At 52.5% G+C, this 17,099-nt stretch carries 13 protein-coding genes and 1 tRNA gene; 12 read left to right on the top strand and 2 right to left on the bottom strand.

Annotated features, from left to right (window positions below; all coding sequences use genetic code 11):
* Positions 1-395 precede the first annotated feature (395 nt).
* Positions 396-1,739: an argininosuccinate synthase gene (gene argG, locus RYZ59_RS15570; protein ID WP_318049314.1), complete on the bottom strand. Its 1,344-nt coding sequence runs from the start codon at positions 1,737-1,739 to the stop codon at positions 396-398.
* Positions 1,740-2,073: 334 nt separating this feature from the next.
* Here argG and RYZ59_RS15565 point away from each other — a divergent pair.
* From RYZ59_RS15565 to mtr, 12 genes are all read left to right on the top strand, one after another.
* A tRNA-Met gene (locus RYZ59_RS15565) sits at positions 2,074-2,150 on the top strand.
* A 207-nt stretch (positions 2,151-2,357) separates the two neighbouring features.
* The gene (gene rimP / locus RYZ59_RS15560; protein ID WP_003024996.1) at positions 2,358-2,810 is read left to right on the top strand and encodes a ribosome maturation factor RimP; all 453 of its coding nucleotides are present in this window, start codon (positions 2,358-2,360) and stop codon (positions 2,808-2,810) included.
* A gap of 28 nt (positions 2,811-2,838) precedes the next feature.
* On the top strand, positions 2,839-4,326 hold the full coding sequence (nusA, locus tag RYZ59_RS15555) for a transcription termination factor NusA (protein ID WP_318049316.1): 1,488 nt from the start codon (positions 2,839-2,841) through the stop codon (positions 4,324-4,326).
* Positions 4,327-4,350: 24 nt separating this feature from the next.
* Positions 4,351-7,041 carry a translation initiation factor IF-2 gene (gene infB / locus RYZ59_RS15550; RefSeq protein WP_003828710.1) on the top strand — a complete coding sequence of 897 codons (2,691 nt, stop codon included), beginning with the start codon at positions 4,351-4,353 and terminating at the stop codon, positions 7,039-7,041.
* Between the two features lie 167 nt (positions 7,042-7,208).
* Complete coding sequence (gene rbfA, locus RYZ59_RS15545) at positions 7,209-7,613, top strand: 30S ribosome-binding factor RbfA (RefSeq protein WP_003024988.1); 405 nt, start codon at positions 7,209-7,211, stop codon at positions 7,611-7,613.
* Positions 7,613-8,557 (top strand): tRNA pseudouridine(55) synthase TruB, encoded by a 945-nt coding sequence (truB, locus tag RYZ59_RS15540; protein ID WP_318049317.1) that lies wholly within the window; start codon positions 7,613-7,615, stop codon positions 8,555-8,557. Before rbfA ends, truB begins: the two co-directional genes overlap by 1 nt.
* 148 nt (positions 8,558-8,705) lie before the next feature.
* A complete protein-coding gene (gene rpsO, locus RYZ59_RS15535) occupies positions 8,706-8,975 on the top strand; it encodes a 30S ribosomal protein S15 (protein ID WP_000059465.1) in 270 nt (89 codons plus the stop codon).
* Between the two features lie 248 nt (positions 8,976-9,223).
* Positions 9,224-11,356 carry a polyribonucleotide nucleotidyltransferase gene (gene pnp / locus RYZ59_RS15530; protein ID WP_137382415.1) on the top strand — a complete coding sequence of 711 codons (2,133 nt, stop codon included), beginning with the start codon at positions 9,224-9,226 and terminating at the stop codon, positions 11,354-11,356.
* 109 nt (positions 11,357-11,465) lie between these two features.
* Positions 11,466-12,350 carry a lipoprotein NlpI gene (gene nlpI, locus RYZ59_RS15525; RefSeq protein WP_003024982.1) on the top strand — a complete coding sequence of 295 codons (885 nt, stop codon included), beginning with the start codon at positions 11,466-11,468 and terminating at the stop codon, positions 12,348-12,350.
* A 106-nt stretch (positions 12,351-12,456) separates the two neighbouring features.
* A complete protein-coding gene (yrbN, locus tag RYZ59_RS15520; protein ID WP_010723222.1) occupies positions 12,457-12,537 on the top strand; it encodes a protein YrbN in 81 nt (26 codons plus the stop codon).
* Positions 12,530-14,458 carry a DEAD/DEAH family ATP-dependent RNA helicase gene (locus tag RYZ59_RS15515; RefSeq protein ID WP_318049318.1) on the top strand — a complete coding sequence of 643 codons (1,929 nt, stop codon included), beginning with the start codon at positions 12,530-12,532 and terminating at the stop codon, positions 14,456-14,458. Before yrbN ends, RYZ59_RS15515 begins: the two co-directional genes overlap by 8 nt.
* A 145-nt stretch (positions 14,459-14,603) precedes the next feature.
* Entirely contained in the window at positions 14,604-15,848 is a 1,245-nt protein-coding gene (gene mtr / locus RYZ59_RS15510) for a tryptophan permease (RefSeq protein WP_003828642.1), read from the top strand.
* An 87-nt stretch (positions 15,849-15,935) separates the two neighbouring features.
* On the opposite strand, the gene RYZ59_RS15505 is transcribed toward mtr, so the two are convergent.
* The gene (locus tag RYZ59_RS15505; protein WP_318049320.1) at positions 15,936-16,943 is read right to left on the bottom strand and encodes a luciferase-like monooxygenase; all 1,008 of its coding nucleotides are present in this window, start codon (positions 16,941-16,943) and stop codon (positions 15,936-15,938) included.
* Positions 16,944-17,099: the final 156 nt, after the last annotated feature.

Here is a 17,099-nt window from a genome sequence, read left to right as displayed (position 1 = left end):
TAAAGCAAATGATAAATGCTGGAGCATTTTGCCGTTTGGCGGAGATGTTGTCAATACTGCGGCATTTAACCGGTTTGGCTACGTTATTTCACTCTTGATGAGTAAGTTCTTCCTTAGCGCGCAGAGGGGAATGGGGAGATACTATTAATCCTGGCGGTTTTATTAGCGGTTAATACGTGGTAAGTGAGATGTGTATTTTTACAGTTGAGTGAACAATCGGTTAACTAACTTTGAGCAATGTTAATACGCTTTAGCGAAAGGCTGAGGTATAAAACTGCATTAATACAAATCATCAATAGGTTGATTACTTTTATGCATTTACATATAGCTGCTGCGTTCATAAATTTTAAATGACAAAAGCCGCGCAAGCGGCTTTTGTCATTTATGTAAAGGGATTACTTCGCCTTGTTTTCCAGATTCTCAACCTGTGGCAGACCGGTTGCGGAAGAGGCGGTCAACAGGCCAGACTGCGCATAGCCGAACAGCTTCTCACGAGTATCGGTAATATCCAGGTTACGCATGGTCAGCTGACCGATACGATCGTCTGGCGAGAATACGGAATCACCTTTCTCCATGGTCAAACGTTCTGGCTTGTAGGTCAGGTTGTCAGACACGGTGTTAAGGATTGAATAGTCGTTACCGCGACGCAGTTCCAGCGTGACTTCGCCGGTTATCTGGCTGGCTACCCAACGTTGCAGACCATCACGCAGCATCAGCGCCTGTGAGTCGAACCAGCGCCCCTGATACAACAGACGACCGAGCTGGCGACCGTGCGCGTGATACTGCTCGATGGTGTCTTCGTTATGAATCCCGGTCAGCAGACGCTCGTAGGCGATGTGCAGCAGCGCCATCCCCGGGGCTTCATAGATACCGCGGCTTTTTGCTTCAATAATACGGTTTTCAATCTGGTCGCTCATACCCAGGCCATGACGACCGCCGATACGGTTGGCTTCCAGCATCATCTCAACGTCGTCACTGAAGGTCTTACCGTTCAGCGCAACCGGATGGCCTTGTTCAAAGCGTACGGTCACTTCTTCCGCCGGGATCTTCACGCTCTCATCCCAGAACTTAACGCCCATAATCGGGTTGACGATTTTGACGCTGGAGTTCAGGTATTCCAGATCTTTTGCTTCGTGAGTCGCGCCGAGCATATTGGAGTCGGTGGAATACGCTTTCTCAACGGACATCTTGTAGTCGAAACCACAGGCAATCATAAATTCTGACATCTCATGGCGACCACCGAGTTCGTCGATAAAATCGGTATCCAGCCACGGTTTATAAATCTGCAGTTCGGCGTTGGTTAACAGACCATAACGATAGAAACGTTCAATATCGTTGCCTTTATAGGTACTACCGTCACCCCAAATGTTCACGCCATCTTCTTTCATGGCGGCAACCAACATGGTGCCTGTCACTGCACGGCCCAGTGGGGTGGTATTGAAATAGGTCAGTCCGCCAGTGGTGTTATGGAACGCACCACACTGAATGGCAGCGATCCCTTCGGCAACCAACTGCTTGCGGCAATCAACCAGGCGAGCATTCTCAGCACCATACTCCATTGCACGGCGAGGAATGGCGTCATAGTCATCCTCATCCGGCTGGCCCAAATTCGCAGTATATGCATATGGGACAGCCTCTTTTTGTCGCATCCACAGCAGTGCTGCACTGGTGTCCAGGCCGCCGGAAAAAGCGATACCAATACGTTGACCTACCGGGAGATGCTTGAGAATCGTTGTCATAAAATAAAACCCTGCTTGATAGACTGGTGAAGAGGTCGGCTTATTATGCTAATTGCATTTTTATGCAAAATAAATGAGTTTTCATTTAATCATCTTTTCTGGATGACAGGAAGAGTTTAGTGATAATTTCGTTAAATAACGGCGTGGGCGGCATATTTATCTTACTGGGCTAGCGCTGGGCAGCATTCATTGATTTGCATAGTCGTAACAAGGTTGACATAACGCATAGTGAATCAATATACTGTGCGCAGATTTTACGTCCCGTCCTCGGTACCAAATCCCAGCAGTATTTGCATTTTTTACCCAAAACGAGTAAAATTTGCCACGTTTCAGGCGCGGGGTGGAGCAGCCTGGTAGCTCGTCGGGCTCATAACCCGAAGGTCGTCGGTTCAAATCCGGCCCCCGCAACCACTTTCCCTTAGAGTTCTTTTTCAAATATACTGTGAAGACTTAGGCCTTCTTAGCTGGATTTGAAAAAAATTCTTTCGGAAGGTTCTCCGAACCGCAGGTGCGGTTATAGGGTTCAGTTATCTAAAACCCCGATTTATCGGGGTTTTTTGTTATCTGACTACAGAATAACTGGGCTTTAGGCCCTTTTTTTATGTCTTGGGGGTGGCCTTGTCCACATTAGAGCAAAAATTAACAGAGATGATTACAGCGCCAGTTGAAGCCCTGGGCTACGAACTGGTCGGCATCGAATTTATTCGTGGTCGCACATCCACACTGCGCATCTATATTGATAGTGAAGATGGCATCAATGTTGATGATTGTGCTGATGTGAGCCATCAGGTAAGTGCGGTGATGGATGTCGAAGACCCAATCACTGTTGCCTACAACCTGGAAGTCTCCTCTCCGGGTCTCGACCGTCCTCTGTTCACGGCTGAACACTACGTGCGTTTCCTGGGTGAAGAAGTCACGCTGGTTCTTCGTATGGCGGTACAAAACCGTCGTAAATGGCAGGGCGTTATCAAAGCGGTGGACGGTGAGATGATCACGGTCACAGTCGAAGGTAAAGATGAAGTGTTCGCGCTGAGTAATATCCAGAAGGCGAACCTGGTTCCCCACTTTTAACAGTCTGGATTGAGGTGAAAAGCCCGCGATGAACAAAGAAATTTTGGCTGTTGTTGAAGCCGTATCCAACGAGAAAGCGCTGCCACGCGAGAAAATTTTTGAAGCGCTGGAAAGTGCGCTGGCTACAGCAACAAAGAAAAAATATGAGCAAGAGATCGATGTCCGCGTAGAGATCGATCGTAAAAGCGGTGATTTCGATACCTTCCGTCGTTGGGTTATCGTAGAAGAAGTCACTCAGCCAACTAAAGAAATTACGCTGGAAGCAGCGCGCTTTGAAGACGAAAGTCTGAACGTGGGTGAATACGTTGAAGATCAGATTGAATCTGTCACCTTTGACCGTATCACGACTCAGACCGCGAAACAGGTTATCGTACAGAAAGTACGTGAAGCTGAACGTGCGATGGTTGTCGATCAATTCCGTGAACACGAAGGCGAAATCGTCACTGGTGTGGTGAAGAAAGTCAACCGTGATAACATTTCCCTGGATCTGGGCAGCAATGCTGAAGCTGTGATCCTGCGTGAAGACATGCTGCCGCGTGAAAACTTCCGTCCTGGAGACCGTATTCGTGGTGTTCTGTATTCTGTGCGCCCGGAAGCGCGCGGTGCGCAACTGTTCGTAACCCGTTCCAAACCGGAAATGCTGATTGAACTGTTCCGCATTGAAGTGCCAGAAATTGGCGAAGAAGTGATTGAAATTAAAGCGGCGGCTCGCGATCCGGGTTCTCGTGCGAAAATCGCGGTGAAAACCAACGATAAGCGTATCGATCCGGTGGGTGCTTGCGTAGGTATGCGCGGTGCACGCGTTCAGGCGGTTTCTACCGAACTGGGCGGCGAACGTATCGATATCGTCCTGTGGGATGATAACCCGGCACAGTTCGTGATCAACGCAATGGCGCCTGCAGACGTCGCGTCTATCGTGGTGGATGAAGATAAACACACCATGGATATCGCGGTTGAAGCCGGTAACCTGGCTCAGGCGATTGGACGTAATGGTCAGAACGTCCGCCTGGCTTCACAACTGAGCGGTTGGGAACTCAACGTAATGACCGTTGATGACCTGCAGGCGAAGCATCAGGCTGAAGCACATGCAGCCATTGATACCTTCACCAAATATCTCGATATCGATGAAGATTTCGCGACAGTTCTGGTTGAAGAAGGTTTTGCGACGCTGGAAGAACTGGCCTACGTGCCAATGAAAGAGCTGCTGGAAATTGACGGCCTGGATGAACAGACCGTTGAAGCGCTGCGCGAGCGTGCTAAAAACGCACTGACCACTCTGGCACTGGCCCAGGAAGAAAGCCTCGGTGATAACAAACCGGCTGACGATCTGCTGAATCTGGAAGGATTGGATCGTGAGATGGCCTTCAAACTGGCTGCCCGTGGTGTTTGTACGCTGGAAGATCTCGCTGAACAGGGCATTGATGATCTGGCTGATATCGACGGGTTGACCGACGAAAAAGCCGGTGAGCTGATTATGGCTGCCCGTAATATTTGCTGGTTCGGCGACGAAGCGTAATAAACTGTAGCAGGAAGGAACAGTATGACAGATGTAACCGTAAAAACGCTGGCTGCAGAGATACAGACTTCCGTAGATCGCCTGGTACAGCAATTTGCTGATGCCGGCATCCCGAAGTCTGCTGACGACTCTGTGTCCGCACAAGAGAAACAAACCTTACTGGCGCATCTGAACCGTGAGAACGGCTCAGCGCCGGATAAGTTGACATTGCAGCGTAAAACGCGCAGTACTCTCAATATTCCAGGTACCGGTGGAAAAAGCAAATCGGTACAAATCGAAGTCCGCAAGACACGCACCTTTGTGAAACGCGATCCGCAAGAGGCTGAACGCCTTGCCGCGGAAGAGCAGGCGCAGCGTGAAGCGGAAGAGCAAGCCCGTCGTGAGGCAGAAGAAGCTGCCAAACGCGAGGCGCAACAAAAAGCCGAACGTGAGGCCGCAGAACAAGCTAAACGTGAAGCCGCTGATAAAGCGAAACGTGAAGCTGCGGAAAAAGACAAAGTGAGCAATCAACAGACCGACGATATGACTAAAACCGCCCAGGCCGAAAAAGCCCGCCGTGAAAATGAAGCCGCAGAACTGAAGCGTAAAGCGGAAGAAGAAGCACGTCGCAAGCTTGAAGAAGAAGCGCGCCGCGTAGCGGAAGAAGCTCGCCGTATGGCGGAAGAAAACGAGAAAAATGGTGTGAATAACGCTGAACCAGTTGAAGACACCAGCGATTATCACGTCACCACTTCTCAGCATGCTCGCCAGGCTGAAGACGAGAACGATCGTGAAGTTGAAGGCGGTCGTGGTCGTACTCGCAGCACCAAAGCAGCGCGTCCGGCGAAGAAAGGCAACAAACACGCTGAATCTAAAGCCGATCGTGAAGAAGCACGTGCAGCGGTTCGCGGCGGTAAAGGCGGTAAGCAGCGTAAAGGTTCCGCTCTGCAGCAGGGCTTCCAGAAGCCAGCTCAGGCTGTTAACCGTGACGTTGTGATCGGCGAAACCATCACCGTTGGCGATCTGGCGAACAAGATGGCGGTCAAAGGCTCTCAGGTCATCAAAGCGATGATGAAACTGGGCGCCATGGCGACTATCAACCAGGTCATCGACCAGGAAACCGCGCAGCTGGTTGCCGAAGAGATGGGCCACAAAGTTATCCTGCGTCGTGAAAACGAGCTGGAAGAAGCAGTAATGAGCGACCGTGACACCGGCGCTGCGGCTGAACCGCGCGCACCGGTAGTGACCATCATGGGTCACGTTGACCACGGTAAAACGTCTCTGCTGGACTACATTCGTTCAACGAAAGTGGCCTCTGGCGAAGCGGGCGGCATTACTCAGCACATCGGTGCGTACCATGTTGAAACTGACAACGGTATGATCACCTTCCTGGACACCCCGGGTCACGCCGCGTTTACCTCCATGCGTGCTCGTGGTGCTCAGGCAACGGATATCGTTGTTCTGGTTGTTGCAGCAGACGACGGCGTGATGCCGCAGACCATCGAAGCTATCCAGCACGCGAAAGCGGCAGGTGTGCCAGTAGTGGTTGCAGTGAACAAGATTGATAAACCAGAAGCAGACCCAGATCGCGTTAAAAATGAACTGTCCCAGTACGGCATCATGCCGGAAGAGTGGGGCGGCGAAAGCCAGTTCGTTCACGTTTCTGCAAAAGCCGGTACCGGTATCGACGAGCTGCTGGATGCTATCCTGCTGCAGGCCGAAGTACTGGAACTGAAAGCTGTGCGTAAAGGTATGGCGAGCGGTGCGGTTATCGAATCCTTCCTGGATAAAGGTCGTGGCCCGGTTGCTACCGTCCTGGTTCGCGAAGGTACCCTGAACAAGGGCGATATCGTTCTGTGTGGTTTCGAATACGGCCGCGTTCGTGCGATGCGTAACGAACTGGGTCAGGAAGTACTGGAAGCGGGTCCGTCCATTCCGGTGGAAATCCTCGGTCTGTCCGGTGTTCCGGCTGCAGGTGATGAAGTGACCGTCGTTCGTGACGAGAAGAAAGCCCGTGAAGTTGCGCTGTATCGTCAGGGCAAATTCCGTGAAGTTAAACTGGCTCGTCAGCAGAAATCTAAACTCGAGAACATGTTCGCTAACATGACCGAAGGCGAAGTTCACGAAGTGAACATCGTACTGAAGGCTGACGTTCAGGGTTCTGTAGAAGCGATCTCCGACTCTTTACTGAAATTGTCTACCGACGAAGTCAAAGTGAAGATCATCGGTTCTGGCGTAGGTGGTATCACCGAAACCGACGCAACCCTGGCTGCGGCATCCAACGCGATTCTGGTTGGCTTCAACGTCCGTGCTGATGCCTCTGCACGTAAAGTGATTGAATCCGAAAGCCTGGATCTGCGTTACTACTCCGTCATCTATCATCTGATCGACGAAGTGAAAGCAGCGATGAGCGGTATGCTGTCTCCGGAACTGAAACAGCAGATCATTGGTCTGGCTGAAGTTCGTGATGTGTTCAAATCACCGAAATTCGGCGCTATCGCAGGCTGTATGGTTACCGAAGGCACGATTAAGCGTCACAACCCAATCCGCGTACTGCGCGACAACGTGGTTATCTATGAAGGCGAGCTGGAATCCCTGCGCCGCTTCAAAGATGACGTCAACGAAGTCCGTAACGGTATGGAATGTGGTATCGGCGTGAAGAACTACAACGACGTTCGCGTTGGCGATATGATCGAAGTGTTCGAGATCATCGAGATCAAACGTACTATCGCTTAATCTTCGTAATGCCCGGTGGCACTTCGTTTACCGGGCCTACGTTAGGATTGTTAGCCGGGTTGTAGGCCTGATAAGCGTAGCGCCATCAGGCTTTAAAGCGCCACCCGGCAAGAAATTTAAAAAGGGGCTTATGGCCCCTTTTTTGTCTTTATTCTGGAGAATTCATTATGGCGAAAGAATTTGGTCGCCCGCAGCGTGTCGCGCAAGAGATGCAGAAAGAGATCGCACTGATCCTGCAACGCGAAATCAAAGACCCGCGTGTTGGTATGATGACCACCGTATCGGGCGTTGAGATGTCCCGTGACCTGGCCTATGCCAAAGTATTCGTGACGTTCCTGAACGACCAGGACGAAGCGGCCGTGAAAAACGGCATTAAGGCACTGCAGGAGGCTTCTGGCTTCATCCGCTCTCTGTTGGGGAAAGCGATGCGCCTGCGTATCGTGCCTGAGCTGACCTTCTTCTACGACAACTCACTGGTCGAAGGGATGCGCATGTCCAACCTGGTGACCAGCGTGGTGAAGCATGACGATGAACGTCGTGTGAACCCAGCGGACGACAGCAAGGAGGACTGATGAGTCGTCCTCGTCGTCGTGGTCGCGACATTCATGGTGTTTTGCTGCTGGACAAACCTCAGGGCATGTCCAGCAATGACGTACTGCAAAAAGTAAAGCGCATCTACAATGCCAACCGTGCCGGTCATACCGGTGCGTTGGATCCGCTGGCGACAGGCATGCTGCCTATCTGCCTCGGTGAAGCAACGAAATTTTCACAGTACCTGTTGGACTCTGACAAACGTTATCGTGTGATTGCCCGCCTGGGTCAGCGTACGGATACCTCTGATGCTGATGGACAAATCGTGCAGGAACGTCCGGTGACCTTTACGGAGGAACAGCTTGCGAGCGCGCTGGAAACTTTCCGCGGCGATATCGAGCAAATTCCATCGATGTACTCGGCGCTGAAATATCAGGGCAAGAAGCTGTACGAATACGCGCGTCAAGGCATCGAGGTGCCGCGTGAAGCGCGCCCAATTACCGTTTATGAACTGCTGTTTATTCGCCACGAGGGTAACGAACTGGAGCTGGAAGTTCACTGCTCCAAAGGCACCTATATTCGTACTATTATTGACGATCTGGGTGAGAAGCTGGGATGCGGTGCACACGTAACGTATCTGCGCCGTCTGACGGTCAGCAAATATCCGGTGGATCGTATGGTGACGCTGGAACACCTGCGTGAGCTGGTCGAACAGGCAGAACAGCAGAACATTCCGGCGGCTCAGCTGCTTGATCCTTTGCTGATGTCAATGGACAGTCCGGCATCGGACTATCCTGTTGTTAATTTGCCTTTAACATCGTCGGTTTACTTTAAAAATGGTAATCCGGTACGGACGACAGGCGCCCCGCTGGAAGGGCTGGTACGCGTGACGGAAGGCGATGACGGCAAGTTTATTGGCATGGGGGAGATGGACGATGAAGGTCGTGTCGCCCCCCGTCGACTGGTGGTTGAATATCCTGCATAGCGCTCTCTGTCTTGCGATAAAAGGGCGCTGCGAGTAGAATACCGCCGCTTAGCGTCGCGTAAATTGTTTAACAATCTGCGTGGCGTACACTGGGATAGCTGAATTAGAGATCGGCATCCTTTCATTCTTATCACTTTGGAGTTTTAAAATGTCTCTAAGTACTGAAGCTACAGCTAAAATCGTTTCTGAGTTCGGTCGTGATGCAAATGACACCGGTTCTACCGATGTTCAGGTTGCTCTGTTGACTGCACAGATTAACCACCTGCAGGGCCACTTTGCAGAGCACAAAAAAGATCACCACAGCCGTCGTGGTCTGCTGCGCATGGTTTCTCAGCGTCGTAAACTGCTCGACTACCTGAAACGTAAAGATGTTGCACGTTACACCGCGCTGATCGAGCGTCTGGGTCTGCGTCGCTAATTCTTTCGAGTTTCAGAAAGAGGGGGCCTTCATGGCCCCTTTTTTCCGGCAGATGGCAGCAATTCGCTGGAAACTAATGTATTGTTGCTATGAATGATCTTCCGTTGCAGAGGTTCGCGCGGCTAATGAGAGGCTTTACCCAATACGCATGGGTTAGGGTTGTCATTAGTCGCGAGGATGCGCAGAAGATCGGGTATTAACGATGGCGCATAAATGTGCCGTCAAAAAAATAGAGAAAGGATATTATTTTGCTTAATCCGATCGTTCGTAAATTCCAGTACGGTCAGCATACCGTTACGCTGGAAACCGGCATGATGGCGCGTCAGGCGACTGCCGCTGTTATGGTTAGCATGGATGACACTGCGGTATTCGTTACCGTTGTTGGCCAGAAAAAAGCGAAACCAGGCCAGGACTTTTTCCCGCTGACCGTTAACTATCAGGAGCGTACCTACGCTGCTGGTCGTATCCCAGGTAGCTTCTTCCGTCGTGAAGGCCGTCCGAGCGAAGGCGAAACCCTGATCGCGCGTCTGATTGACCGCCCGGTTCGTCCGCTGTTCCCGGAAGGCTTCGTTAACGAAGTTCAGGTTATCGCAACCGTCGTTTCCGTTAACCCACAGGTTAACCCGGACATCGTGGCAATGATTGGTGCATCTGCTGCACTGACTCTGTCAGGTATCCCATTCAACGGCCCGATCGGTGCTGCGCGTGTTGGTTACATCAATGACCAGTACGTACTGAACCCGACTCAGGACGAGCTGAAAGAAAGTAAACTGGATCTGGTTGTTGCCGGTACCGAAGCTGCCGTACTGATGGTTGAATCCGAAGCTGAACTGCTGAGCGAAGACCAGATGCTGGGTGCTGTGGTATTCGGTCACGAACAGCAGCAGGTTGTTATCCAGGCCATCAACGAGCTGGCGAAAGAAGCAGGCAAACCACGTTGGGACTGGCAGCCAGAAGCGGTTAACGAAGCGCTGAACGCGCGCGTTGCTGCACTGGCAGAAGCGCGTCTGAGCGATGCTTACCGTATCACTGACAAACAAGAGCGTTATGCTCAGGTTGACGTGATCAAATCTGAAACCATCGCGCAGCTTACTGCAGAAGATGAAACCCTGGACGCTAACGAGCTGGGTGAAATCCTGCACGCTATCGAGAAAAACGTTGTTCGTAGCCGCGTACTGGCCGGCGAGCCGCGCATCGATGGCCGTGAAAAAGACATGATCCGTGGCCTGGACGTGCGTACTGGCGTTCTGCCGCGTACCCACGGTTCCGCACTGTTCACCCGTGGCGAAACTCAGGCGCTGGTGACTGCGACCCTGGGCACCACCCGTGATGCACAGAACCTCGACGAACTGATGGGCGAGCGTACTGACAACTTCCTGTTCCACTATAACTTCCCTCCGTACTGCGTAGGTGAAACCGGTATGGTCGGTTCTCCGAAACGTCGTGAGATTGGTCACGGTCGTCTGGCGAAGCGTGGCGTATTGGCCGTGATGCCGGAACTGGATAAATTCCCGTACACCGTGCGTGTGGTTTCTGAAATCACCGAATCTAACGGTTCTTCTTCTATGGCTTCCGTATGTGGTGCTTCTCTGGCGCTGATGGACGCAGGCGTGCCAATCAAAGCCGCCGTTGCGGGTATCGCGATGGGTCTGGTGAAAGAAGGCGACAACTTTGTTGTTCTGTCTGACATCCTGGGCGACGAAGACCACCTGGGCGATATGGACTTCAAAGTGGCGGGTTCCCGCGATGGTATCTCTGCGCTGCAGATGGATATCAAAATTGAAGGTATCACCAAAGAGATCATGCAGGTTGCTCTGAACCAGGCTAAAGGTGCGCGTCTGCACATCCTGGGTGTGATGGAACAAGCGATCAACGCACCGCGTGGCGATATTTCTCAGTTCGCTCCGCGTATCCACACCATCAAGATCAGCCCGGACAAGATCAAAGACGTTATCGGTAAAGGCGGTTCTGTTATCCGTGCTCTGACCGAAGAAACCGGCACCACCATTGAAATCGAAGATGATGGTACCGTTAAGATTGCTGCGACCGACGGTGAGAAAGCGAAATATGCTATCCGTCGTATCGAAGAGATCACCGCAGAAATCGAAGTAGGCCGTATCTACAATGGTAAAGTGACCCGTATCGTTGACTTTGGCGCATTCGTTGCCATCGGTGGCGGTAAAGAAGGCCTGGTGCACATATCTCAGATCGCTGATAAGCGCGTAGAGAAAGTGACTGATTACCTGCAGATGGGCCAGGAAGTACCGGTCAAAGTTCTGGAAGTTGATCGCCAGGGCCGTGTACGTCTGAGCATTAAAGAAGCAACTGAGCAGTCTCAGCCTGCAGGCGAACCGGAAGCTCCGGCAAGCCAGGGCGAGTAAGGTTGCCATTGCCCTCCGTGAAAGCGGAGGGCCTTTAACCCGGCAGGATGCCTTGTTAGCAACCGGGGAACCTGGACGTTCATTCAATCGTTGTCTTCGGGAGTGGGAAATGAAGCCTTTTTTGCGCTGGTGTTTCGTTGCGACAGCACTCACGCTGGCTGGATGCAGTAATTCCGCCTGGCGTAAGAGTGAAGTCCTCGCAGTACCACTGCAACCGACTTTGCAGCAGGAAGTGATTCTGGCACGTATGGAACAAATTCTTGCCAGTCGGGCTTTAACCGATGACGAACGCGCACAGCTTTTATATGAGCGCGGAGTGTTGTATGATAGTCTCGGTCTGAGGGCACTGGCGCGAAATGATTTTTCACAAGCGCTGGCTATCCGACCAGATATGCCTGAAGTATTCAATTATTTAGGTATATATTTAACGCAGGCAGGCAATTTTGATGCTGCCTATGAAGCGTTTGATTCTGTACTTGAGCTTGATCCAACTTACAACTACGCGCACTTAAATCGCGGTATCGCATTGTATTACGGCGGTCGCGACAAGTTAGCGCAAGATGATCTGCTGGCGTTTTATCAAGACGATCCCAATGATCCTTTCCGCAGTCTGTGGCTTTATCTTGCCGAGCAGAAGCTCGATGAGAAGCAGGCTAAAGAAGCGTTGAAGCAACGCTTTGAGAAATCGGATAAAGAGCAATGGGGATGGAACATTGTCGAGTTCTACCTGGGCAACATTAGCGAAGCAACGCTGATGGAACGCCTGAAGGCGGACGCAACGGATAACACCTCGCTCGCTGAGCATCTCAGTGAAACCAACTTCTATTTAGGTAAGTACTACCTAAGTCTGGGGGATTTGGACAACGCTACGGCATTGTTCAAACTGGCGGTGGCTAACAACGTTCATAACTTTGTTGAGCACCGATACGCATTGTTGGAATTATCGCTCCTGGGCCAGGACCAAGATGACCTGGCAGAATCGGACCAGCAATAGCTGACGTACACATCAGCCCGTAATCTTTTTTGATTGCCATCACCTTCACGGGTGAGGGCGTTGTTGTTCGTTAATACACCTACTTTGAGCCGGTTCACACTTTTCAATGAAAATTGCAGATCAATTTCATGATGAGTTATGTAGACTGGCCGCCATTAATTTTGAGGCACACGTACTACATGGCTGAATTCGAAACCACTTTTGCAGATCTGGGCCTGAAGGCTCCTATCCTTGAAGCCCTTAACGATCTGGGTTACGAAAAACCATCTCCAATCCAGGCAGAGTGCATTCCGCATCTGCTGGGCGGCCGCGATGTTCTGGGTATGGCCCAGACAGGTAGCGGCAAAACTGCAGCGTTCTCTTTACCGCTGCTCAACAATCTTGATCCTGAGCTGAAGGCACCTCAGATTCTGGTGCTGGCACCGACCCGCGAACTGGCGGTTCAGGTTGCAGAAGCCATGACGGATTTCTCTAAACACATGCGCGGCGTGAACGTGGTTGCCCTGTACGGCGGCCAGCGTTATGACGTGCAATTACGTGCCCTGCGTCAGGGACCACAGATTGTCGTCGGTACGCCGGGCCGTCTGCTGGATCACCTGAAGCGCGGTACTCTGGACCTCTCCAAACTGAGCGGTCTGGTACTGGACGAAGCTGACGAAATGCTGCGTATGGGCTTCATCGAAGACGTTGAAACCATCATGGCACAGATCCCGGAAGGTCATCAGACCGCTCTGTTCTCTGCAACCATGCCGGAAGCGATTCGTCGTATTACCCGCCGCTTTATGAAAGAGCCGCAGGAAGTACGCATTCAGTCCAGCGTCACTACCCGTCCTGACATCAGCCAGAGCTACTGGACTGTGTGGGGCATGCGTAAAAATGAAGCGCTGGTGCGTTTCCTGGAAGCAGAAGACTTTGATGCGGCGATTATCTTCGTTCGTACCAAAAATGCGACCCTGGAAGTAGCAGAAGCGCTGGAGCGTAGCGGTTATAGCAGCGCTGCACTGAACGGCGACATGAACCAGTCCCTGCGTGAGCAGACTCTGGAGCGTCTGAAAGATGGCCGTCTGGATATTCTGATTGCTACCGACGTTGCGGCCCGTGGCCTGGACGTTGAGCGTATCAGCCTGGTTGTTAACTACGACATCCCGATGGATTCCGAGTCTTACGTTCACCGTATCGGCCGTACCGGTCGTGCGGGTCGCGCGGGCCGTGCGCTGCTGTTCGTTGAGAACCGCGAGCGTCGTCTGCTGCGTAACATCGAACGCACCATGAAGCTGACTATTCCGGAAGTAGAACTGCCGAACGCAGACCTGCTGGGCAAACGCCGTCTGGAAAAATTCGCCGCTAAAGTACAGCAGCAGCTGGAAAGCAGCGATCTGGATCAGTACCGTGCTCTGCTGGCGAAAATGCAGCCGGAAGAAGAACTGGATATCGAAACGCTGGCAGCTGCACTGCTGAAAATGGCTCAGGGCGAACGTCCTCTGATCCTGCCGCCAGATGCGCCGATGCGTCCGAAACGCGAATTCCGCGACCGTGATGACCGTGGTCCGCGCGATCGTAACGATCGTGGCCCTCGTGACCGTAATGACCGTGGTGGTGAAGACCGTCCGCGTCGTGAACGTCGTGACGTCGGTGACATGCAGCTGTACCGCATTGAAGTGGGCCGTGATGACGGTGTTGAAGTTCGTCATATCGTTGGTGCGATTGCTAACGAAGGTGATATCAGCAGCCGTTACATCGGTAACATCAAGCTGTTTGCTTCCCACTCCACCATCGAACTGCCGAAAGGTATGCCGGGCGACGTGCTGCAGCACTTTACCCGTACTCGCATCCTGAACAAGCCGATGAACATGCAGCTGGTTGGCGATGCAGTTCCGCACGCCGGTGGTGAGCGTCGTGGCGGTGGCCGTTTCAGCGGTGAGCGTCGTGAAGGCGGTCGCGGTGAAGGTCGTAACTTTAGCGGCGAACGTCGTGAAGGCGGTCGTGGCGATGGTCGTCGTTTCAGCGGCGAACGTCGTGAAGGCAACCGTGGTCCGCGCCGTGACGATTCTTCTGCTCCGCGTCGTGATGACTCAGCTGGTCGTCGTCGTTTCGGCGGTGACGCATAAGCCTCACGGTTTAACAGCGTAAAGTAATATATACAGCCCCGATCGAAATGATTGGGGCTTTTTTTATTTCATTTGTACTCATGTACTGGTACAGTGCAGCACATTGAGATGTAGTCACAATACAAATGACTGGAGAGATGGCTGAATGGCAACACTAACCACCACCCAAACATCACCTTCGCTGCTTGGCGGCGTGGTGATCATCGGCGGCACCATTATTGGCGCGGGGATGTTTTCTCTGCCTGTGGTCATGTCCGGGGCGTGGTTCTTCTGGTCAATGGCGGCACTGATCTTCACCTGGTTCTGCATGCTGCACTCCGGGCTGATGATCCTTGAAGCTAACCTCAATTACCGTATTGGTTCTAGCTTTGACACCATCACGAAAGATCTGCTGGGAAAAGGCTGGAACGTGGTGAACGGCATCTCGATTGCTTTCGTTCTCTATATTCTGACCTACGCGTATATCTCGGCGAGCGGGTCAATCCTGCATCACACCTTCTCGGAGATGTCGTTGAACGTTCCGGCGCGTGCGGCAGGTCTTGGCTTTGCGCTGCTGGTGGCGTTTGTGGTGTGGTTAAGTACCAAAGCGGTTAGCCGCATGACGGCGATTGTGCTGGGCGCGAAGGTGATTACCTTTTTCCTGACCTTCGGCAGTTTACTGGGACACGTTCAGCCCACAACGTTGTTTAACGTGGCGGAAAGCAACGCCTCGTATACGCCGTACCTGCTGATGACGCTGCCGTTCTGTCTGGCCTCATTCGGCTATCATGGCAACGTTCCGAGCCTGATGAAGTACTACGGCAAAGATCCGAAAACCATCGTTAAGTGCCTGGTCTACGGCACGCTGCTGGCGCTGGTGCTGTATACCGTATGGTTGCTGGGGACGATGGGCAACATTCCGCGTCCTGAGTTTATCGGTATTGCGCAGCAGGGCGGTAACATTGATGTGCTGGTACAGGCGCTGAGCGGTGTATTGAACAGCCGCAGTCTGGATCTGCTGCTGGTGGTGTTCTCCAACTTCGCAGTGGCGAGTTCATTCCTCGGTGTTACGCTCGGTCTGTTTGACTATCTGGCGGATCTGTTTGGCTTTGATGACTCGGCAATGGGACGTTTCAAAACGGCATTGCTGACGTTTGTCCCGCCAATTATTGGTGGCCTGCTGTGGCCGAACGGTTTCCTGTACGCCATTGGCTATGCAGGACTCGCGGCAACCATCTGGGCCGCCATTGTTCCGGCGCTGCTGGCCCGTAAATCTCGCGAGCGTTTCGGTAGCCCGAAATTCCGCGTCTGGGGCGGTAAGCCGATGATTGCGCTGATCCTGGTATTCGGTATCGGCAACGCGGTTATCCATATTCTGTCGAGTGTGAATCTGTTACCGGTTTATCAGTAAAACCGTTGCCCGGTGGCGCTATGCTTACCGGGCCTACACCACCGTGTAGGCCGGATAAGGCGTAGCCGCCATCCGGCACAAACCGCACTACCCCAACAATTCCTGCTTCACATCCATCGCCAAATCAAACGAATGTAGACGTGCCTGATGATCAAAAATCTGGCCGTTAACCATAATTTCATCGGCCTGGGTTTCACGCAAAATGGCATCAAGACCGTGACGCACTTTTGCCTTATCACCAACCAGCGACATGCTCAGCGCCTGTTGCACGCCGTACTGTTCGGAAGCAGACCATAGCTGATGCATATTCTCTACCGGCGGCGGTAGCTGCCCGGTTTCGCCACGACGCAGTTTCACGAATGCCTGCTGCATCGAGGTAAAAAGAAATTCGGCATCGCGATTGCTGTCGGCGGCAATGATGTTGATGCACACCATCGCATACGGTTTTGCCAGCCGCGCTGAGGGTTTGAACTGGGTGCGATACAGATGCAGCGCCTGATGCAGCATATCCGGGGCAAAGTGCGAGGCGAAGGCAAACGGCAGACCAAGCTGGGCCGCCAGCTGTGCGCTGTACAGGCTGGAGCCTAATAACCAGACAGGGATCTGCTCGCCGTAGCCGGGAACCGGACGTACATGGGGATTAGGATCGCGGGCGTCAAACCAGTCCACCAGTTCAGAGACGTCGCGTGGGAAGTTATCGATATTACCGCTCATATGGCGGCGCAGTGCGCGCATGGTTGGCTGATCGCTGCCCGGTGCGCGACCAAGCCCGAGATCGATTCGTCCCGGATACAGCGTATTCAGGGTACCAAACTGCTCGGCGATCACCAGCGGCGAATGGTTGGGCAACATCACGCCGCCAGACCCGAGATGCAGCGTGGTGGTATTGGCAGCCAGATAACCAATCAGTACGGAGGTCGCTGCGCTGGCGATGCCGGTCATGTTGTGATGTTCCGCCAGCCAGTAGCGGTGGTAGCCGCACTTTTCAGCCAGTCGTGCGAGATCAAGCGAGTGCGTGAAGGCCTCTTTTGCCGAAGAACCTTCAGGGATTGGCGCCAGATCCAGCACCGAGAACGGAATAGTTTTGTCAGTCATAACGGCTCACTTTGTTACCGGTTAATCTTTTAATACTGCATTAAAGATTAGCGAATGTTGTTAACAAAGTGAGCTTTATAGCGTGCAGGATGAATCTAATATGCCTGATGGCGCTGCGCTTATCGGGCCTACGGGATCGCTATTTGTAGACCGGAT

The organism is Citrobacter sp. HN-141, assembly GCF_033341895.1.
GTDB lineage: Bacteria > Pseudomonadota > Gammaproteobacteria > Enterobacterales > Enterobacteriaceae > Citrobacter.
This window is presented reverse-complemented; position numbering and strand designations above follow the sequence as displayed.

Coding starts and splice junctions, on each gene's coding strand:
- nlpI (WP_003024982.1), top strand. CDS start 11,466: ATGAAGCCTTTTTTGCGCTGGTGTTTCGTTGCGACAGCACTCACGCTG.
- rbfA (WP_003024988.1), top strand. CDS start 7,209: ATGGCGAAAGAATTTGGTCGCCCGCAGCGTGTCGCGCAAGAGATGCAG.
- truB (WP_318049317.1), top strand. CDS start 7,613: ATGAGTCGTCCTCGTCGTCGTGGTCGCGACATTCATGGTGTTTTGCTG.
- nusA (WP_318049316.1), top strand. CDS start 2,839: ATGAACAAAGAAATTTTGGCTGTTGTTGAAGCCGTATCCAACGAGAAA.
- infB (WP_003828710.1), top strand. CDS start 4,351: ATGACAGATGTAACCGTAAAAACGCTGGCTGCAGAGATACAGACTTCC.
- RYZ59_RS15505 (WP_318049320.1), bottom strand. CDS start 16,943: ATGACTGACAAAACTATTCCGTTCTCGGTGCTGGATCTGGCGCCAATC.
- yrbN (WP_010723222.1), top strand. CDS start 12,457: ATGAAAATTGCAGATCAATTTCATGATGAGTTATGTAGACTGGCCGCC.
- argG (WP_318049314.1), bottom strand. CDS start 1,739: ATGACAACGATTCTCAAGCATCTCCCGGTAGGTCAACGTATTGGTATC.
- RYZ59_RS15515 (WP_318049318.1), top strand. CDS start 12,530: ATGGCTGAATTCGAAACCACTTTTGCAGATCTGGGCCTGAAGGCTCCT.
- mtr (WP_003828642.1), top strand. CDS start 14,604: ATGGCAACACTAACCACCACCCAAACATCACCTTCGCTGCTTGGCGGC.
- rpsO (WP_000059465.1), top strand. CDS start 8,706: ATGTCTCTAAGTACTGAAGCTACAGCTAAAATCGTTTCTGAGTTCGGT.